We start from the raw sequence: 21,047 nt of genomic DNA, 5'->3' as shown, positions 1-21,047 counted from the left end.
CTGTTGCATTTAAAAAAATTAGATAGCAGTTTAGCAATAAGTCTATTGTTGCTAGGTATTACTAGTTGCCTCTTCGTACACTCTAGCAGTACAGCGTTTGAACAGTATGCAAGTTTGTTTATCATAAAGCAATTTATCTATTATAGTTTGGGCTTTTTAATGATGTATGGTGTAGCAACACTTGATATTGAGCAACTAAAAAAAATCGGCTGGTCCTTTTATTGGGTTATAGTAGCGCTAACATTCGGATTATTTATTGCACCTGAAAGCATCGCGCGCACCATAAATGAAGCAAAATCTTGGTATCAAATTCCACTTTTAGGGTCGTTACAACCCTCTGAATTTTTGAAGTTCGCATTTTTAATTGTTGTCAGTAAAGTGATTGTCGCCCATCAAGCAAAATATGTGCGTCCTTCCTTTTTATCAGATATGCGATTGCTATTGATGATTGGCATCATTACACTTCCACCAACACTCGCTGTATATAAGCAACCAGATACAGGCATGGTTATGTTATATATGGCGATGATATTACCGATGATTTACTTTTCAGGTATCCAAACAAAATTACTCGTCATTTTCACAGCTATTCCTGTGACCATCGTTAGTGCAATCGTTATTCTCTATGTAAAATTTAATGATTTTTTTACACAAAAAATACTAAGTAAGTTATCTGGGCATCAAGTTTCCCGTATTTACGGGTGGTTACAACCCTATGAATATACGGATTCCTCCTTTCAAACTAGACAAGGCTTTATGGCCATCGGTACAGGAGAATTTACTGGTAAAGGCTATTTACAAAATAATGTCTATGTTCCAGAAAAGCATACAGATTTTATTTTTTCTGCCATCGCTGAAGAATTAGGATTTGTTGGTGGAGCCTTTGTCATTACATTATTATTTTTTGTAATTTATCGTATTGTTCTTATTACAGTAGAAGCAAAGGATCCATTTATGACCCTTATGGGTGCGGGTATCTCCAGTTTACTAGCATTTCAAATTACACAAAATATTGGCATGACGATTGGACTTTTACCTGTAACCGGTGTAACGTTACCGTTTTTAAGTTACGGAGGTAGTTCACTACTATCAAATTTCATGTTAATGGGTATTGTTATGGTTATCCATAATTCTTATAGCGGGTATATGTTTAAAACCTCACAAGTTTAGGAGGACGCATTTATCGATGAATACTCAAGTAAAGAAGCGAATTGTATTATTACTTTTCCTGACAGGAGGCGTGTTGTGCATACTCATTCTTCGCCTAGCCTTTCTGATGCTTTAAAAGCTGTCCTGAAAGCCCTTGATAGCGACTTTTAGAGACAGCTTTCTTTGTACATAATTATATTTTTTTAATATTTTCAATAACAACTTCAATTATTTTATCTAAATCATGTTGGACAATATTAAGTGGTGGTGATAGCGTTAGAACATTGTTAAACCCTGCTACTGTTGCACCATTTTTCCCTATTATCACACCCTGCCCTTTGCATGCAGCAATGACGGCGTTCACTTTATCCACTGGTAAGGGCTCTTTTGACTCTTTATCTACGACTAATTCAATTCCTATTAATAAGCCTTTACCACGTACATCTCCAACATGTGGATGTGTTTTCAAAGCTTGCTGAAGTGTTTGAAGTGTACTAGCCCCCACTACCTTGGAGCGCTCGAATAATGCTTCTCGCTCTAGAATTTCGATATTCTTCAATGCGACAGCACAGGCTACAGGAGAGCCACCAAATGTATTGACATGGCGGAAATAACCGTATGCATCTGAACCTGTAAACGCCTCATAAATTTCGCGTTTCACTGCCGTTGCTGATAATGGTAAATACCCACTTGTAATACCTTTAGCCATTGTAATAATGTCAGGCTTCACCCCATAGTTCATAAAACCAAACGGCTTTCCTGTGCGACCAAATCCACAAATGACTTCATCGACAATCATTAATGCCCCATGTTTTTGACAAACCGCCTCGATGCCCTTCATGTAATTTTCCGGTGGCATGATTACACCACCACCCGTAATAATTGGTTCTAATATCATCGCAGCAATCGTATCGCTAAGTTCCCATGTCATCAACTTATCGACAGCCTTAACACTTGCTAGCTCAACTGGAGCTGTTGCATCATTTTCTGGATCTCGATATTGGTCTGGTGGCGCGACATGAATAAATCCTGGTGTTAGCGGTTCATATTTATATTTTCGTTCTGCTTGCCCCGTTGCAGCTAAAGCTCCAAACGAACTTCCGTGGTAAGCCCGATAGCGTGAAACAATTTTATAGCGCGCACTTTGCCCTTTCTGCTGATGGTATTGGCGGGCAATTTTAAATGCCGTTTCATTTGCTTCAGAACCACTATTCGAAAAGAAAATAACATAATCGCCACCAAGCATTTGATTAATCTTTTCAGCTAATTCAACTGCAGGTAAATGCCCTTGCGATAGAGGTGCATAGGCGTTTTTCATCATCTGCTCATGTGCAACATCTGCTAATTCCTTCCGTCCATAGCCTGCATTGACACACCATAAACCTGCCATCGCATCAATGTATTCAATACCTTCCGTATCAACGATTCTTGCCCCATCCGATTTCTCTACTACATAAGTGGCTTGCGGATTATAAGGCTTCATTGAATGCCAGACATACTGTTCATCCTTTTTTAATACGTCACTCTTCAGATTTGTTTGAACCATTTACATGCACCCCTTTAATTTATAATGTTGTTCCATTATTAAAGCAGTTTGTATTGTTCTAGCGAATATAAAAAACGACCTGATGTCACCCCTTTTTCAAAATTACACTATTTCTTACAAAAAATTTTACAACTTTTAGCAAAACGAAGGAATAGACAACTTGTATAATTCTATGACTTTGTTTTTAACATAATGTAAAATTAGAATAAACTTTCTTTAAAGAAGATATTTCGTAAACTACTAGCTAAATATTCACAGTTGTCGTAAGTTACTATTTTTTATATCATGCAATACTTTGAGTGGAGGGCTACGATGAGTCAATTTAAACTTCAAGTGAAGGATGTATTAAAAAATGAATACTTTCAAAGTGCAGAGGTCATTGCAGGAAAAGACGGATTATTACGCATTGTTAAGTGGGCACATGTTATTGAAATTGTGCAAGTGGATAATTTCTTAGCAGGGGACGAATTAATTTTGACGACGGGGATTAGTTTACAGCATCATCTTGAGGACTTTATCTTTTTCGTCGAGATGTTAATTAAAAAAAACTGTGCAGCACTGTGCATAGAATATGGCACTTACTTACAGACAATACCTGAAGCTATACAATCACTGGTCAATCGCCATGACTTTCCAATCATTGTATTTCATGAGACAGTTCCCTTTGTTCGGATTACACAGGATTTACATAGCCAAATTATGAATCAACAATATTTCATGATTTCTTCATTAGAAAATTACGCACAAACGTTAAACAAAAATGCCCTTCATGGACAAAGTACTGATGACATTTTGCAAACAATTTATCATACATTACGTACACAAGTCATTTTTTCCATTAAAGACCGAGACGTTATCTTTTTCCCAAACATGCCTCTAGCGAAACGACAGCAATTATTAACGTTGCCACAATCAGCGCCACAATTTAAACATGCACCTATTTTTATTGTTGATCAGCATTATGCCGATTTGACCCTTTATCGAACGGATGGATTATTTTCTGAATTTGAATTACTCATTTTAGACCGCACAGCAACGGCACTCGCACAGCTTTTAATGCGTGAGTTCTATATAGAAGAAAAAAGAGATATTGAGGATGCCACTCTTTTAGCGGATTGGATTGATCACAAGCTGACGAAAGAAGAAATCTATAAATTTATCGTATCCCATCATGCTAACTTTACACACTATAGTAACGCTGTCTTTATTTTATCGTCGCCTTATACAATGATGAAAGGTCAAGAGGATATTGTTTATAGCAAACTTTACTATAGAAATTTATTTGAACAAAATGGTTTTGTCCCCTTTTTGTTCGAGCGAAAGAGCTACGTTGTATTTATCTTACTCCACACTAAAGATTGTAAAGCGAGTCGTGATTTATTAAATTCGCTCTTTTCTACGCTCCAGACAACGGATTTTTATAAAAAGCAGCAAGCACAGGGCTATCAACTAGCTATCGGTAAGATTGTGGCGGATGTCGAGGAAATTCCGAAGAGTTATCAAACCGCTTTGGAAACATTATATATTTGTCGCAAAGTTCAAACGACATCATTTTTTTATGATGACTTACATTTATATTACCTAATTTATAAATTACAAATGCAAGTAGACTTGCAAGAAGTCATTCAAGATTATTTACAGCCTGTGATTGAATATGATAAAAAATACAACAGCAAGCTATTAGAAACGCTGCAAGTCTACTTACAAACGAATGGCTCGAAACAACAAACAGCAAATCAATTGTTTATCGTGCGACAAACTCTCTATCATCGCCTAAAGAAGCTTGAAAATTTGCTAGGAGAAAATTTCATGAAAGGGCACAATCGGATTACACTTGAGTTTATGCTTCTAGCTCATTCGTTAATTGAAGATAAGAAATGAAATTAGTCAGAATTGTTCGGGTGACTGGCACCACAGGCATGTTGCGGCTTACGTTACACGCGTTCCCATAGGGGTCTTTGTGAATTTTCAGAATTTTTTAGGTGACTGGCACATGCTATATAATCCTGGTCTGCGGTCATCGTACACTGGAATTCTGCCGCGCACTTCATCGACAATTGAAAAATCAACATCAATAACTGCTACTTCTTCATCGTCTGCTCCAATCCATAACACTTCTCCCCAAGGTTGAATTACCATGGATTGCCCATTGAAGTTTTCTACTTTGTTGGCAATACGGTTAACCGCAATGACGAAGCATTGATTTTCAATCGCGCGTGCCTGCAATAATGTTTTCCAATGGTCAATACGTGGTGTTGGCCATTGGGCTGGCACGAATAACACCTTTGCGCCTGTTAATGCGTGCGCTCTCAACCATTCTGGAAAGCGAATATCATAGCAAATAACGCCTGCCGCCTCAATATCTCCTAGTGCAAAGCGATTCATTTCATCGCCTGCTTCTAAAAATAGATGTTCATCCATCAAACGGAATAAATGTGCCTTACTGTATTCGCCAACTAGTTTTCCATCTTTATCAAACGTATACATCGTATTGAAAAATTTATCGCCCTTCTTCGTTGCCACAGAGCCCCCGACAATATGTACGCCAAGTTCCATTGCTAAACCTTGTAAAAATGCTTTCGCTCGTTCTCCATCCACATCTGCAAGCTCAGGTAATTTTTCAAGCGCGTAACCTGTATTCCACATTTCTGGAAGCACAATAATTTCTGCACCTAATGTTGCAGCCTCACGAATCTTTTCTTCAGCCCTTGCAAAATTCTCTTCCACTTTGCCAAATCCTACATTTAATTGAATACAACCTATTTTCATTTTTCATTCCCCCTGTGTAAAAAATAGTTTTTAAATTCGAGGTATAAATAGCTTTAAACATTTCCAAAAGCGCTGATCCTACTACCGCTTTTCTACTGTTCATTATACTACAGTTAAAAGTGCACTAATTTAGATTTTTTGCACAATTAGTCGATTAAGCTAACTAACAGGCTCCAATTTTACTTAGACCCACTTACACTAAGAATGTATTTTTTTAACGTATGTACGGTTGAAGAAAATCAAATCCGGGTATCTGTTACTGCCCTTCCATTTTTAACGTTTAATGACAATAACCATGTTTATTGCTATATTTAATACATACAAAAACGACAGATTTCTCGATATTATACGAAGGAAGGTAACATCATTTATGGACAGTACATTAATCGCTTTTTTACCTCTTTTAAGTTTATTCATCTACATAGCGCCCGTGATTTTTATCATTTGGTTTCTCCTTAAATTTCTTAAAGTACAACAGGAACAAGTACAAATTCTTAAACGTATATCTGATAAGTTAGATCAACGCTAAAAGGATGGGATTTCCCATCTTTTTTAGTTACTCTACTATTTTTCTAAATACATATCAGTAAAATTTCTCTTTTCGTAATGACATACTTTTCTTCTATATACAATGGGGAATATGGCTTTCCAATAGAATAAAGCGCTTTATCAAAAATGCTAAATGGAAAGAAGGCGTATGATGAAAAAGAAAACAATAATTATCGGGTCTGTATGGCTATTCGTTGCCCTTCTATTACTAGGCACCTATAAATTAATGAATTCTAGAACCTATCAGTTATTCGGGAATATAACTAAACAAGTAGAGACCACCCAAAAAGTGGTCGCTTTAACTTTTGATGATGGCCCAGCAGAAAACGTCAACATAATATTACCGCTATTAGCTAAGTACAATGCTAAAGCTACCTTTTTTCTAATCGGTGAAGAAATCGAAAAGTACCCTGAAGAAACGAAAAATATTGCAAAAGAAGGACATCAAATTGGCAATCACAGCTATTCTCATCATCGAATGGTTTTCAAAAGCCTTTCTTACTACAAGGCAGAGATTGAAAAAACAGATGTATTAATTCGAAATGCTAGATTTAACGGAGAAATCGATGTTCGTCCTCCGAATGGCAAAAAATTAATCGGACTTCCTTATTACCTAAATAAACAGCATCGAGACACGATTACTTGGAATCTCGAACCCGATAGTTATTTCAATACAGTTTCAGACAAAGTAAATGATGTAAAAGAAAATATTAAGCCTGGGTCGATTATTTTGATTCATCCAATGTATGATGACACAGACAAAGTACGTCAAACAATCGAAGGCATTTTACAAGCACTTTCAAATAAAGGCTATACATTTATTACCGTAAATGAACTGCAAGATATATAACATAAAAACAGCGTTAGTTTTGAACTAATCTTCTTTTCTAGCCTGCAATATAGTGAAGCGCAACCTATTTAGCCATATAGGGTCTAGACAATCAGTTGAAAAAGTACTAGTATTTGCAACATATCTACAATAATTATTATATTCTGAAAAAGGTGAACATTCATGGAATTATCTAAAAAACTACAACAACTCCCTACTCAGTTTTTTGCAGCACTTGTGCAAAAGGTCAATGCGGCATTAGCAGAAGGACGAGACATTATTAATCTTGGGCAGGGCAACCCTGACCAGCCAACCCCTCCTCATATTATTAAAGCGCTACAAGAAGCGGCGGAAAACCCTCAGCATCATAAATACTCTCCATTTCGTGGTATAGCCGAATTACGGCAAGCTGCCGCTGATTTTTATAAACGCGAATACAATGTAACAATCAATCCCGATACAGAAGTTGCTATTTTAGGTGGTACGAAAATTGGACTTGTTGAGCTACCAATGGCTGTGCTAAACCCTGGTGATACAATGTTATTACCTGACCCTGGGTATCCCGATTATTTATCTGGAGTGGTCTTAGGAGATGTTCAATACGATGTCATGCCACTTTTTGCGGAAAATAACTTCTTGCCTGACTATGATGCATTGTCCGACGAAGTAAAGGACAGAGCTAAGCTTCTTTACTTGAATTACCCTAACAACCCTACTGGTGGAACAGCAACGCTTGAATTTTTTGAAGAAACTGTACGTTTTGCTAAAGAACATCAGATTATTGTAGCACACGATTTTGCCTATGGTGCTATTGGCTTTGATGGCAATAAACCCGTAAGCTTCTTACAGGCAGAGGGTGCCAAAGAGGTCGGCATCGAGCTATATACATTATCAAAAACTTATAATATGGCTGGCTGGCGCATCGGTTTTGCAGTCGGTAATGCTCAAATTATCGAAGCGATTAATCTTATTCAAGATCATTTATTTTGTAGCCAATTTCCAGCAGTTCAACAGGCAGCCGCTGTCGCTTTAACATCTTCACAAACTTGTGCACAAGAGCTTAGTGCGACATATGAGCGACGTCGTAACGTATTAATCGAAGAAGCACAGCGCATCGGTTGGCAAGTAACAGCGCCAAAAGGCTCGTTTTTTGCATGGCTCCCTGTTCCCTTAGGCTATACGAGCGAACAATTTGCCGATTTATTGCTCGATAAAGCTGATATTGCAGTAGCGGCTGGCAATGGCTTCGGGCAGTTCGGCGAAGGTTATGTACGTGTCGGTTTACTTGTAAGTGAGGAACGCTTACAGGAAGCGATTCGCCGTATAGAAAAACTTAATCTGTTTAAACAATAATTCCACAATACAAGAAGCACCCGCCATATGACGAGTGCTTCTTGTTTCATTTTATTTACGATTTTTCATCCATTCTGGTTTCCCAAAGCCTTTGAAGTCTGCATCAATAATTTCTTCAAATTTAGCTGATTCTACAATTTCCACTAAATCCTTTGATAATTGCGAATCTTTATTCTCTGCCTTTACTGCGATAACGTTGCGGAATTGGTCAGGCATATTTTCTAAAAATACAGCATCTAGTAAATCTAATCCAGCCGCTAAAGCAAAGTTACCAGGAACTCCTGCTAAATCAACACTTTCTACTGTACGTGGAAGTGCTGCCGCCTCAATCGGTTGGAATACTAAATTTTTGTCGTTTTTCACAACATCTTTTTCTGATGCTTTTAATTCTTCGATTTTAGGATCAATCTCGATTAAGCCTTGTTCTTGCAATGATAACAATGTACGTGCTGCATTAGAAGGGTCATTGGCAATTGCCACTGTCGCCCCATTTGGAATTTCATCAATCGATTTATATTTGTTTGAGAAGAAGCCCATTGGCGCTGTCGGCACAATAATTAATGGTTCTAAATCCATGTTATTCTGTTCTTCAAAGTTTTCTAAGTAAATTGTATGCTGGAATAAGTTTGCATCAATATCCCCATTATCTAAAGCTTTGTTCGGTTGTACATAATCACTGAATTCTACTAATTCTACTTCATAACCCTTTTCTTCAAGCTGTGGAATAATAGCTTTTTTCAGCATATCACTATAAGGACCTGCTGTTGCACCTAATTTAATCGATTTGCTTTCCCCTGCTGCATCTGAATCTTTTTTTGAATCTGCTCCTTTGTCGCTTGCGCCACATGCTGCTAAAACAACAGCAAAGATGATTGTCAAAAATGCTAATAACGATTTTTTCATCTTATCAATCTCTCCTCTTTTTATCTTTTATCAATTGATTTTGCAAACCAGTCACCTGCAATTTGTATCGCTTGCACGAGCAAAATGAGTATCGCAACGGTAGCAATCATAATTGTATTATCATAACGGTAGTAGCCGAATCGAATGGCTAAATCACCAATACCACCACCACCAACTACACCTGCCATTGCAGAGAAAGCTACTAAACTAATCACCGTGACTGTCACTGCTTGAATAATGCTTGATTTTGCTTCAGGAATTAAGACATCCTTAATTATCATCCACGGCGTTGCTCCTACTGCAATAGACGCTTCTATTACCCCTTTATCAATTTCTCGTAACGACGTTTCCACTAAACGTGCAAAAAACGGAATGGCTGCAACCGATAATGAAACACTTGCTGCAATGGGTCCAATTGTTTGTCCAACAAGCAACTTCGTCAACGGGAATAAAGCAACCAATAAAATGATATATGGAATCGAACGAATCAAGTTCACCGCAAAGCCAAATACGCTTTTAATCAATCGATTTTCCCAAAACAATCCCTTATCCGTAACGAATAATAAAATACCCAGTGGTAGACCTAATACAATCGACACAGATAAGGAAATACCAATCATAATAATGGTTTCTTGAAGGTACTTTAATAGATCTGGAACCATATCTATTAAATGTGTAACATCAAACATGCAAAACCACCTCCACAATCGCACCACGTTCGGTCATATAGGCTCTAGCTTTCGCTAACTCGCTGTCCTCACCTTGTAGCTCCATTAAAAAAATACCCAGTGGTCGCTCTTGAATGTACTCGATTGTGCCATGAAGGAAATTCCCTTTTACCTCAAAACGTTGCATCGTATCTGAAATAACCCCTTCACCTGCAACATTTCCTTTGAATAAAATTTTAACGATTTGACCCCGTACATCTTTTAGAATTGTTTTTGGAATATCAAAAGATACAACACTACTAATAAACTCCTGTGTTAATATCTTTTGGGGACTGGCAAAAATATCATACACATCCCCTTCTTCTATCACTTTTCCGTCCTGCATCACAGCCATACGATTACAAATTTCCTTCACAACATCCATTTCATGTGTAATAAGGACAATTGTAATGCCTAACTTTTTATTTATTTCCTTTAATAATCGTAAAATTGACACTGTCGTTTTTGGATCGAGAGCTGATGTTGCTTCATCGCATAGCAACATCGCCGGATTGTTTGCTAAAGCTCTAGCAATACCTACTCTTTGTTTTTGACCACCACTAAGCTGTGCAGGATAAACATCTCGTTTTTCTGCTAAACCAACCATCTCTAGTAGCTCATCCACTCGAGCAGGAATCGCATTGGCTGGCATACTCGCTGCTTTTAAAGCAAAGGCAATATTTTCACCAACTGTTTTTTGACTGATTAAATAAAAATGCTGGAATATCATGCCGATTTTTAAACGGGCTAAACGCAGTTCATTTCGGGATAGCTTCGTTAAATCCTTACCATTTATTAATATTTCACCACTAGTAGGTCGTTCTAGTAGATTTATACAACGCAGGAGGGAACTTTTCCCCGCCCCCGAATAGCCTACAATACCGAAAATATCACCACTATTAATTGTTAAGGATACATTATCTACACCAACAACCTCTTTTTTCTTTGCGCTATAAACTTTTGATACATTACGGAATTCGAGCATATTGTTCTCCTTACTCAATTATTCAATATCTAAAAACCTACTATTCTAATATGTTTTATAGAATAGTTTGAATTATGTTATTTGTCAATCTCTTTCGACAATAAGCTTATCCCTCATTATCTAATTTCCGTTTAAAACGATGAATATTGAGCAATATCTCGAAATTTCACAGTAAAACTAACAATGCAAGAAAAAAAAGAGCACTATTGTTCAAATTGAACAATAGCGCTCTGTCTTTATTATTTAATTACACCTAGTTCACGACCTACTTTTTCGTAAATCGCCAATGCATTGTCTAGCATTTCTTTTGTATGAGCCGCTGTCGGCATATTACGGACACGCCCAGTGCCTTTTGGAACAGTTGGGAAAACGATAGATTTTGCATAAACGCCTTCCTCAAATAAGCGACGTGAGAACGCTTGTGTAAGCTTTTCATCCCCAATAATACATGGTGTAATCGGTGTTTCAGAGTCACCAATATTGAAGCCTAACTTTGCTAATCCTGCTTTTAAGTAGTCGCCATTTTCCCATAGCTTATCATGTAGCTCTGTTGAGTCAATAAGCATTTGCACTGCTGCTGTAATGGCCTCAACATCACCTGGTGGTAATGCCGTTGAGAATAAAAATGGACGAGAACGTACTTTCAGCCAGTCAATTAAATTTTTCTTACCAGCTACATAACCACCGACTACGCCAATTGCCTTTGACAACGTGCCGATTTGGAAGTCGATTTCTTTTTCAAGCCCGAAATGTTTTACCGTACCTTTGCCTTTGCCTGTCACACCTGAACCATGTGCATCATCGACATACGTAATTAAATCAAATTCCTTGGCAATTTCTACGATTTCAGGCAGTTTGGCAATATCCCCATCCATTGAGAATACGCCATCCGTAATGACCATCACTTTATTATACAAACCTGATTCTGTCGCTTCTTTTGCCTTTGCGCGTAAATCCTCCATATCCGAGTGATTGTAGGCAATAATTTTCGCGCGCGATAAGCGACATCCATCAATAATCGACGCATGGTTTAATTGATCTGATAAAATCGCATCGTTTTTATCCATAACAGCTGAAATAGCCGCCATATTACAGTTGAAGCCCGATTGATAGGAAATCGCCGCTTCCGTTCCTTTAAATTCAGCGAGCTTTTCTTCTAATTTAACGTGTAGATCGAGCGTGCCGTTAATTGTACGAACAGCCCCTGCGCCTACACCATATTGTTCTGTTGCTTCTTTAGCAATTCGCTTTAATTGCTCATTTGTTGCTAAGCCGAGATAGTTATTAGAGGAAAGATTGATGAGATGCTGACCTCGAACCTGAATAATTGGTCCATTTGCGCCTTCTACTGCGTCAATTTCATTGTATAAGCCTTGATCTCGTAAGGCTTGTAAGTTTTCATCTAAAAATGCGTTTAGTACTTTAGACAAGAGTATCATCCTTTCTACAATTCATTTCTTCTCGGCGTCATAATATTCGGATTTTAGTACATGCATGCATTGTAAAATCCAAGGCTTCAGCCAGAGGCATTCTCTTCATTTAGCTGGCTTTTGAACATCTTTGCAACTAAGGGGTCACTTGCATCGATATTTCTTGAGCAATTAGCTATTAATTGAAGATCGACTAGTCTACCCATAGTGTAGCATAAGCGTGCAATTAGAATAAATTACTTTGCTAATCTTTCAAATAAAGGTGCTGTTTTTTCACGCCATATCGCAGTCGATACACAATGATCCATTAGCTGGCGAATCGTTTTCTCCGCTTCAGCATAACGCGTCGTATAGCCAATTGCATCTTGCATGGCGCTTTTATATTTCACACGGATATCTTCAATTTGAGCTTCGGCTTGCTCTGATAGCTTACAATGCTGACCCATATCAAAAATTTCATCGCCTAATCTTCCATCCTGCGGATTAAATACATGCGGTTCTGTGCTATCAAATATACAAAAATTTAATTCTGGTATGATGACCATATCCACTGATCCAGCATCTAAGCCACACCAAACAATTTGTGCATCTAATCCCCTTGCATTTGCTTCATCAGCCAATCCTTTCATTAATGAAGATTTACCTGTACCGGGCTTCCCTTTAATCATCAATCGTCTTGTTAAATTTTTTGTCATGCTGTCTACTGTATTTTCTGCTCCACGAGGTGTAAGTGTTCCTAATAATCGGTGTGTACGTCGGCTTGTTTTATTTAACACGATGGATTGAAAAATAGTTGACTTTAAACGGGCAACTTGTTCATCTAACGCTTGCCAATCCATGCAACTTTGCGTGACTACTTCCCAGTCATCATGTATTTTTTTTGCAATTTCAAGCATTGTAATACACTTCTCACGCCACAAATCTCGCTCTTTTATCGCAGCAGCCAACTTTTCACCTATTTTTTCAAGCTGTTGTTCTTCTAGGCAATCATAAAAGGACAGCACGCGATGCTTCGTACCAAGTAAAGTTGGTTCAATGCCCCATGTTGAAGTCCAAATAAAAAGTCGATTACAACCTCTAACAAATACTCCTTCTATTACGTTCTCTAACAATGCGTGTTGAAACCACTCTACTGCAAAGCCCTGTTTTACATAAAAATAACCAAGCTCCTTCAGAAGCTCTGACCCTTTAAACGTTGATGCGCCTTGCAGAACGTAAACAAGTTCTGCTTCGTCCATCATTTCTTTATATAAATGTTTGATTCCTTGCCCTGTAAGTGCGTGTCCAAAATAGTAGGTCACATTTCCGTTCAATGTCGCTCCTCCTTTTTTTATGCCATGACAGTATATGAACTATCACAGAAAAAAATGAAAGGGAGCTAGCTCTAATTGTATGAGAATTGTGTGAGTGCCTGACACTAAAAAAACTATCCAAGATTATTCTTGGATAGTTGTAATTGGTGCCAGTTGCGCCTTTGTTACGGCGAGTAAATCATCTAGTTGTATATGCATTTGCATGCCGATTTTTCCTGCACTTACAATAATACTTCCTTGCTCCCGTGCAGATGCATCCACAACCGTCGGATACAGTTTTTTCATGCCGACAGGTGAGCAGCCACCACGAATATAGCCTGTATAACCTAGAAGCTCCTTTACTGCTAGCATCTCAATCTTCTTCTCTCCAACTACTTTAGCCGCAGCTTTTAAATCCAATTCTTCCGCAACTGGAATGACAAAAACAAATAGCTGTTGAGCGCTTGCCTTTGCGACTAATGTTTTAAAGACACAGGACACAGGATGACCAATTTTTTCAGCCACTGAAACCCCATCTACTTGACCATCACCTGTTTCGTATTCCAATACATCAAATTGTATTTTTTGCTGCTCTAATAGTCTAATCGCATTTGTTTTCGTATGCTTTGCCTTTGCCACAGTCAATTCCCCTATCTACACCATTAAGCTGTCATTGAAAACAACGCGTTATCCCCAAAAAGATAACCGTTTTTAGCCATTTTAATGTGTGCTGCATATGTTGCAGACGCCAGTTTAAATGTTCGTGCCTTCAACGCCTCTTCATAACTCTTACCGAAAATTGTATCTGCAAATGGGTCCAATTTCAATGCCTTCGCAAATCGCTCTGGCACCTTTACATCTACCGTTTCTGTAACATAAGCTGGATCTAGAGCCGCTTCTTCCAGCTCTAGTCCATTTAACATTGCCTGAATTTGTTGTATTTGAGTATCTGCACTAGCCGCTACACGTAAATCCTGTGAAGATGGGGCAGTTGGCGCAAGTGCAGCACTTCGAACCTGCTGTAAAATTTGCAACGTATCAACATCACCACTATCTTTATCAAGTGCAACAATCGATGAATCGTCTAATGCTATAGATCCTTCAGCATTCACTTCTGAAGGCAATAACGAGTCATCAGCCTCACCGCCAACTGCTTTATAAGCTTGCTCATGTGCTCTTACACTTTTCTCTGCTTGTTGTAAGTCTTGAATCATAGCTTGTTGTTGTGGCGTTACATCTTTCGCTTCTTCTTTATGTTGCTCATATAAATCTTGATCTGTGCGTCCTAATAAAAGATTTTCGAGCTCTTGCAAAATGGGATTTTTTTTCGGTTGGAAATACTGTGCATTTTTACGATAAGCATCACCAGCCTCTTTACGCTGAAGAATCTTTTTTCGATTATAAAAGGCTGATTGTCTTTCTTGTTCTATTACATTTGATAGTTTCATAATATCACCTCGACTTTCTTTTTTAATATGCAAGTTACATCGTAAATATGAACAATTCACTCATAACGATTTTTATTCGAACAAAAGCATTCTGTACTCTTATTATCGGAATTTTCCATTATAAATTCAAGTACAAATTGATACTAACCTCCTAAAGAAACAATAATCTAAATATAATATAGGTAAAAAGACACCGCGTAAATCCATTTTTTCAGTGAACATTCCATTTCTTTATTACTTTATAATTTAGTTTCAATAAATTTTATCACTTTAAACACGTGGTAAATAGTGTAAACGTAACAATAAAAAACAGCCCATACATAAACGGACTGTTTTTTCTCTTCTTTTTTAAACGTTTCTTTTTGGAAAAATGAGAATACATTTGTAAGCTAAGTATCCAAACCAAGCGCCTAGCGTATTTAAAATCAAGTCATCGACATCCGCAGAACCTACCCTGAATATAAACTGGACTGTTTCCACAGCAAGGCTTGAGAAAAAGCCTGCGCAAACTACAATCCACACCTTCCGAAAGCGCTTTGATAGTAATGGTAACAAAAAGCCCATCGGTGTAAATATTAACAAATTGCCTAATAAGTTTAGGATAATTAAATCTAAATTAAAATATTGGGAGTAGTTGATATAACGTAAAATCGTTTCAAACGGTATAAAATTTGTCGTTACGCGCCAGCTACTATAATCAAATAAACCAATTTCACTTAAAGAATTTTCGCCTCGGAACAAACTAACACTGACATTCACTAAGCGATTAATGACTAATTTGTAAAAGGCGATAAATGTGTAAAAGCTGAAAAATACCCAGCCTATTACTTTAAGCTGTATGTAATACGTATCAATCCACGCGCGATATGGTAATGGTAGCTTGGCATCATCTTGAATACTAGGTATATTATTTTTTACCATGCTAATTCACCCACTTCCTCTTATCCATCCCATATTTTAATATGTCTGACCATCTCCATGCAAGAGGTGAAATATATCAAAAAATGCACACCAGCATGAACTGGGTGCATTTAAGTAAATCCTCTTAGACAGGATTTACACCATGTTTTCGTTGTGAAAATAACAAGTATTTTGACATATACAACTCCAAACGTGTTTCAAGTGCTCTACGTAAGTCATTCGGCTCAATGACATCATCAATAATTAGCTCAGAAGCTAAGCGATAAATGTCAATTTCCTCTTGATACTCTTTCCGTTTTTCCGCAATAAAGCTAGCTTGTTCTTCTTTTGGCAATTCAGCAATTTTATTGGCATATACTGCATTTATCGCTGCCTCTGGACCCATTACCGCAATTTGTGCGCTCGATAAAGCAATACAACAATCTGGTTCAAAGGCTGGGCCTGCCATAGCATAGAGTCCCGCGCCATACGCCTTGCGAACAATTACAGTTAGCTTTGGTACAGTTGCCTCACTCATGGCAAAAATCATTTTGGCACCATGACGGATAATACCCGCCTTTTCAACTTGTGTGCCAATCATAAAGCCAGGCACATCTACGAGGAAAATAAGCGGTATATTAAAAGCATCACATAACGAAATAAATTTTGCCGCTTTATCTGCCGAATCGTGGAACAATACGCCACCCTTCACACGTGGTTGGTTAGCTATAATCCCTACTGATTGTCCATTAATGCGCCCAAGCCCTGTTATTAATTCTGAAGCAAATAATTTCTTTATTTCACAAAATGAATCTTCATCAATCAATCGATCAATTAACTGATACATATCAAACGGCGAGTTCTGATTTTTAGGTATTAAGTCTTCAATTGATTTTTCAAAAGATGCTGGTGGCTTTGGTGCTTCAACTTTGCTACGCTCAGCATAGTTATTCGGAAAATAGCTCAAGTATTTACGAGCATAAGCAATCGCTTCCTGCTCTGTTTTTACAAGCACGTCCCCACAGCCAGATACGGAACAGTGCATTTTCGCGCCACCCATTGTCTCTAAATCTACCTTTTCACCAATCACCATTTCCGCCATACGCGGTGACCCTAAATACATGGAAGCATTACCTTCCACCATCACCACAATATCAGAAAATGCAGGAATATAAGCGCCACCTGCTGCTGAAGGCCTAAACAACAAGCAAATTTGTGGCACTTTACCAGAAAGCTTCACCTGATTGTAGAAAATACGTCCTGCGCCACGACGCCCTGGGAACATCTCTAGTTGGTCTGTAATACGCGCACCTGCCGAATCGACTAAATAAAATAATGGGCAATTTAGCTTCTCCGCCGTTTCTTGAATACGAATCATTTTTTCGACAGTTCGTTTTCCCCAAGATCCAGCTTTAATGGTTGAATCATTGGCTAACACACATACTGTACGACCATGGATTTTACCAATACCCGTAATGACACCATCTGCCGGTAAATCACCTGCTAAACAGTTTGCGTACAGGCCATCCTCTGATTGAAGTCCATCATCTAATAATAATTCCAAGCGCTCTCGGACAAATAGCTTGCCTTGTTGTGCATTTTTATCGTGATATTTTGGCAAACCCCCTGCTAAAATTTGATCTTTCATCGCATTGGATGTGTTTTCTGTAGAGATATTACTCATGTTCCATTCCCCCTTTGCAGTCCATTACTTCCCTAAGTATTGCGGTGCTCTTTTTTCTTGGAAAGCTTGTAAGCCCTCCAAACGATCTTCAGTTGGAATAAGTGCACTATAGGACAGTGATTCAATTTTCAAGCCTGTAGCCAAATCTACTTCCATCCCATTATTGATAGCATTTTTCGCCTGAATCAATGATAGCGGCGCATTTTTCGCCATTTCCAGTGCAAGTTGAAGCGCTCTTTCCTGCACTTCATGCCCCTCATAGACATATTCCACAATACCAAAACGCTGTGCTTCCACGGCATCGATTCGACGTGCTGTATAAATGAGTTCCTTTGCTTTTCCAATGCCTATTAGTCGCGGTAAGCGCTGTGTTCCTCCTGCCCCAGGTATAATACCAAGAGAGGTTTCAGTAAGTCCCACTTTTGTATGTGTAGCTGCTACCCGTAAATCGCAAGCTAAAGCAAGTTCTAGCCCGCCCCCAAATGCAACGCCATTTAATACGGCAATCACAGGTTGCGCCAATGCTTCAACTTTAGCAATTGTTGTGCCGATTTGTTGCACAATTTGTTTTACTTGTCGGTCGGACATACCATTGCGTTCTTTTAAATCAGCACCTGCACAAAACGCCTTTTCTCCTGCACCTGTTAGTAAAACAACCCGCACTACTGGATCAGCATTTATTTTATCTAGTGTTCCACTAAGGTCGTTTAGTAATTGTACAGACATGGCATTTGCAGCTTCGGGTCTAGTAAGTGTAATAAGCCCGATATTACCTGGTAATACATCAAATTGAACGAGTTGTTGTGTCACGTGACATTCGCACTCCCTTCATTACGAACAATTGCCATTTGCTTAGATGCAACGTCCTTCCCTAGCCTCTGTTCGATAAATCGTACTGCATCTAGCAACTTTTCCATGTTAACGCTGGTTGCTATGCCCATGCCGTCTAATAGATACAGCAAATCTTCTGTGGCAACATTGCCGGTCGCCCCTTTTGCATAAGGACAACCTCCTAAACCACCAAGGGAACTATCAAATTTTGTAATCCCCATTTCTAAGGATTTCGTAATATTGGCAAGTGCTGTACCACGCGTATCATGAAAATGCATAGCAAATTTTTCAACCGGATATCTCTTTAACAGCTCTTCTAAAAGATACTCAACTTGTGTCGGTACGCCGACGCCGATTGTATCCCCTAGCGATATTTCATCAACGCCCATTTCTAATAATTTGTCTGTAACTTGTAAAACCTTTTCTGGGTGTATGTAACCCTCGTAAGGGCAACCAATTACTGTTGAGATGTAACCGCGTACGTGCTTGTTTGCAGCCTTTGCCCCAATAACTACTTCCTTTAAAATCGGCAATGTTTCAAGTATCGTTTTGTTAATATTTTTTTGGTTATGACTTTCACTTGCCGACATAAAAATGCTTGCTTCATCAATACCCGCTTGCAATGCACGTTCTAGTCCTCGCATATTCGGCACAAGGGCTGCGTACGTTATATCTTTTTCTCGTTTAATCGCTTGCAACACTTCTACCGCATCTGCCAATTGTGGAATCCACTTCGGATGAACGAAAGACGTTACTTCTATATAATTTAATCCCGACTGACTAAGTAAATTGACTAGCTGTATTTTATCTTCAGTTGCGATGTGTACCTTTTCATTTTGCAGGCCATCACGAGGACCAACTTCCTTCAACGTAACATGCTTCGGTAATTGCATAGAAATGCCTCCCTATTCAATTTCTAAAATATCATCATCTACGTTAATAAAATCGCCCTCATTCGCGATGATTTTTGTGACAATGCCATCCTCTTCAGCGGCAATCGGAATCTCCATTTTCATCGACTCTAAAATCGCAACATCTTGCCCAGCTGTCACCTTTTCTCCTTCTGCCACTACGATTTTCCATACTGTTCCTGCCATGCTTGCTTTTACTGTTGCCATATTAACCCCTCCAAATTGTTAATGACTGTATTTAAGTGCTTAAATCACACTTACATCCATACATTGATTATCATTTTGTAACGCACGCTTACTCACTCCACGCTTTGCATAAGCTACTCAGTATGAAAACATCTTTTCGTCATCTCGTACTTTAAAGCACGCATGCCGAAAGCTCATATCTTATTTTGTTTCTGTTAATTGTGGTAAATAGAATTCCTCGACAAATTTTGTTGTTGTATGCCCTTGTAAAAATTGCTCGTGACTGACAGTTTTCAAAAGCATCGGTATATTTGTTTGAATTCCTTCAATTTTATATTCTTTTAGTGCCTGTATAAGGCGTTGACATGCAATTGTCCGCGTATCTCCCCAAACGATTAATTTACTAATCATTGGATCATAGAAAGGAGTCACCGTTGTGCCTGCTTCTACACCGCATTCATGTCGAATGCCTTCACCTATTGGCAATACCAGTTCTGTAATTTTGCCTGGAGACGGGAAAAACGTTGTAGGGTTTTCTGCATAAATTCGTACTTCAATGGCATGCCCCTGTTTATCAATGCTGTCACGCGTAAAGCTCAATGACTGTCCCGCAGCTACTTTCAATTGCTCTTCCACAAGATCTAGTTTTGTTATTTCTTCTGTGACGGGATGCTCGACTTGCAAGCGTGTATTCATCTCTAAGAAATAAAAATTTTGCTCTGCATCGACTAAATATTCAATTGTTCCTGCATTGACATAACCGATGTGCTTCGCCGCCTGTACAGAAGCTTCTAACATCCTTGCTCTCGTCTCTTCAGAGATGAATGGAGAGGGAGCTTCCTCCACCACTTTTTGATTGCGTCGTTGAATGGAGCATTCTCGTTCAAACAACGGAACGACATTGCCTTTGCTATCTGCAATAATTTGCACTTCCACATGATGTGGATTCGCAATAAAACGTTCCATGTACATCGTGCCATCACCGAAAAATGATTGTGCACGTTTCTGATTACCCTCGAATGCTTTTGCGAGCTCTTCTGCATCTGCCACCAGTTGCATACCGATGCCACCACCACCAGCAGAGGCTTTAAGCATAATGGGATAACCTAAGCGTGCAGCGATTTCAACTGCTTCTGTTACATCTTTAACAGGCGCTTCTACCCCTTCTACAATCGGTACACCCGCAGCTTTCATCGTTTTACGCGCTTCTAATTTACTGCCCATTGACGCAATCACAGTTGCACTTGGTCCAATAAATACGAGTCCTGCCTCCGTACAACGTTTGGCAAAATCGGCGTTCTCTGATAGTAAGCCATACCCTGGATGTATGGCATCAGCACCGCTTTCCTTGGCGATTTCAAGAATGCGTTCAATATTTAAATAGCTTTGTACAACAGGTGGTTTACCTACGCAGTATGCTTCGTCCGCATCTTTGACGTGTAAACTTTCTGCATCCGCCTCGGAATAGATCGCAACCGTTAGAATATTTAATCGCTTACATGTGCGTATAACCCGTCTAGCAATTTCACCACGGTTGGCAATTAATACTTTTTTAAACATTATGTTGCCCCCTTC

19 protein-coding genes are annotated in these 21,047 nt (G+C 38.7%); 4 read left to right on the top strand and 15 right to left on the bottom strand.

Features of this window, described 5'->3' with window-relative positions:
- The first annotated feature begins 3 nt into the window (after window positions 1–3).
- The gene (locus LO754_RS02035; protein ID WP_231785484.1) at window positions 4–1,170 is read left to right on the top strand and encodes an FtsW/RodA/SpoVE family cell cycle protein; all 1,167 of its coding nucleotides are present in this window, start codon (window positions 4–6) and stop codon (window positions 1,168–1,170) included.
- A 172-nt stretch (window positions 1,171–1,342) separates the two neighbouring features.
- Here LO754_RS02035 and LO754_RS02030 read toward each other — a convergent pair whose 3' ends face one another.
- On the bottom strand, window positions 1,343–2,695 hold the full coding sequence (locus LO754_RS02030) for an aspartate aminotransferase family protein (RefSeq protein WP_024362811.1): 1,353 nt from the start codon (window positions 2,693–2,695) through the stop codon (window positions 1,343–1,345).
- 312 nt (window positions 2,696–3,007) lie between these two features.
- On the opposite strand from LO754_RS02030, the gene LO754_RS02025 reads away from it, so the two are divergent.
- A complete protein-coding gene (locus tag LO754_RS02025; protein ID WP_231785483.1) occupies window positions 3,008–4,576 on the top strand; it encodes a PucR family transcriptional regulator in 1,569 nt (522 codons plus the stop codon).
- An 87-nt stretch (window positions 4,577–4,663) separates the two neighbouring features.
- Here LO754_RS02025 and LO754_RS02020 read toward each other — a convergent pair whose 3' ends face one another.
- A complete protein-coding gene (locus LO754_RS02020; RefSeq protein WP_024362809.1) occupies window positions 4,664–5,464 on the bottom strand; it encodes a carbon-nitrogen family hydrolase in 801 nt (266 codons plus the stop codon).
- A gap of 700 nt (window positions 5,465–6,164) precedes the next feature.
- On the opposite strand from LO754_RS02020, the gene LO754_RS02015 reads away from it, so the two are divergent.
- Together LO754_RS02015 and LO754_RS02010 are read left to right on the top strand one after the other, a co-directional pair.
- Window positions 6,165–6,863, top strand: a complete 699-nt coding sequence (locus LO754_RS02015) for a polysaccharide deacetylase family protein (protein ID WP_024362808.1) — start codon at window positions 6,165–6,167, stop codon at window positions 6,861–6,863.
- Between the two features lie 162 nt (window positions 6,864–7,025).
- Window positions 7,026–8,195, top strand: a complete 1,170-nt coding sequence (locus LO754_RS02010) for a pyridoxal phosphate-dependent aminotransferase (RefSeq protein WP_024362807.1) — start codon at window positions 7,026–7,028, stop codon at window positions 8,193–8,195.
- A 51-nt stretch (window positions 8,196–8,246) separates the two neighbouring features.
- Here the strand turns inward: LO754_RS02010 and LO754_RS02005 are convergent, their stop codons facing one another.
- From LO754_RS02005 to LO754_RS01945, 13 genes are all read right to left on the bottom strand, one after another.
- On the bottom strand, window positions 8,247–9,098 hold the full coding sequence (locus LO754_RS02005; protein ID WP_024362806.1) for a MetQ/NlpA family ABC transporter substrate-binding protein: 852 nt from the start codon (window positions 9,096–9,098) through the stop codon (window positions 8,247–8,249).
- 20 nt (window positions 9,099–9,118) lie between these two features.
- Window positions 9,119–9,787 carry a methionine ABC transporter permease gene (locus LO754_RS02000; RefSeq protein ID WP_231785482.1) on the bottom strand — a complete coding sequence of 223 codons (669 nt, stop codon included), beginning with the start codon at window positions 9,785–9,787 and terminating at the stop codon, window positions 9,119–9,121.
- Complete coding sequence (locus LO754_RS01995; RefSeq protein ID WP_024362804.1) at window positions 9,780–10,790, bottom strand: methionine ABC transporter ATP-binding protein; 1,011 nt, start codon at window positions 10,788–10,790, stop codon at window positions 9,780–9,782. Before LO754_RS01995 ends, LO754_RS02000 begins: the two co-directional genes overlap by 8 nt.
- Before the next feature lie 239 nt (window positions 10,791–11,029).
- Window positions 11,030–12,229, bottom strand: coding sequence for a glycine C-acetyltransferase (locus tag LO754_RS01990; RefSeq protein ID WP_231785481.1), 1,200 nt, complete (start codon window positions 12,227–12,229; stop codon window positions 11,030–11,032).
- Window positions 12,230–12,456: 227 nt separating this feature from the next.
- Window positions 12,457–13,533, bottom strand: a complete 1,077-nt coding sequence (locus LO754_RS01985; RefSeq protein ID WP_231785480.1) for a nucleotide kinase — start codon at window positions 13,531–13,533, stop codon at window positions 12,457–12,459.
- Window positions 13,534–13,656: 123 nt separating this feature from the next.
- A complete protein-coding gene (ybaK, locus tag LO754_RS01980; protein ID WP_024362801.1) occupies window positions 13,657–14,151 on the bottom strand; it encodes a Cys-tRNA(Pro) deacylase in 495 nt (164 codons plus the stop codon).
- A 23-nt stretch (window positions 14,152–14,174) separates the two neighbouring features.
- Window positions 14,175–14,960 carry a putative metalloprotease CJM1_0395 family protein gene (locus LO754_RS01975; RefSeq protein WP_231785479.1) on the bottom strand — a complete coding sequence of 262 codons (786 nt, stop codon included), beginning with the start codon at window positions 14,958–14,960 and terminating at the stop codon, window positions 14,175–14,177.
- A 348-nt stretch (window positions 14,961–15,308) separates the two neighbouring features.
- On the bottom strand, window positions 15,309–15,881 hold the full coding sequence (locus tag LO754_RS01970; RefSeq protein WP_025218538.1) for a VanZ family protein: 573 nt from the start codon (window positions 15,879–15,881) through the stop codon (window positions 15,309–15,311).
- Window positions 15,882–16,005: 124 nt separating this feature from the next.
- Window positions 16,006–17,544, bottom strand: a complete 1,539-nt coding sequence (locus LO754_RS01965; protein ID WP_231785478.1) for an acyl-CoA carboxylase subunit beta — start codon at window positions 17,542–17,544, stop codon at window positions 16,006–16,008.
- A 24-nt stretch (window positions 17,545–17,568) separates the two neighbouring features.
- The gene (locus LO754_RS01960; RefSeq protein WP_231785477.1) at window positions 17,569–18,354 is read right to left on the bottom strand and encodes an enoyl-CoA hydratase; all 786 of its coding nucleotides are present in this window, start codon (window positions 18,352–18,354) and stop codon (window positions 17,569–17,571) included.
- Entirely contained in the window at window positions 18,351–19,268 is a 918-nt protein-coding gene (locus tag LO754_RS01955) for a hydroxymethylglutaryl-CoA lyase (protein WP_024362796.1), read from the bottom strand. Before LO754_RS01955 ends, LO754_RS01960 begins: the two co-directional genes overlap by 4 nt.
- Before the next feature lie 12 nt (window positions 19,269–19,280).
- Window positions 19,281–19,493 carry an acetyl-CoA carboxylase biotin carboxyl carrier protein subunit gene (locus LO754_RS01950; protein ID WP_107896025.1) on the bottom strand — a complete coding sequence of 71 codons (213 nt, stop codon included), beginning with the start codon at window positions 19,491–19,493 and terminating at the stop codon, window positions 19,281–19,283.
- A gap of 180 nt (window positions 19,494–19,673) precedes the next feature.
- A complete protein-coding gene (locus tag LO754_RS01945) occupies window positions 19,674–21,032 on the bottom strand; it encodes an acetyl-CoA carboxylase biotin carboxylase subunit (protein WP_231785476.1) in 1,359 nt (452 codons plus the stop codon).
- Window positions 21,033–21,047 lie beyond the last annotated feature (15 nt).

The sequence above is a fragment of the Lysinibacillus sp. GJ-1 genome (genome assembly GCF_021166035.1).
Lineage (GTDB): Bacteria > Bacillota > Bacilli > Bacillales_A > Planococcaceae > Lysinibacillus > Lysinibacillus sphaericus.
The sequence above is the reverse complement of the archived record's forward strand: the minus strand, read 5'-3'. Positions and strand labels throughout refer to the sequence as shown.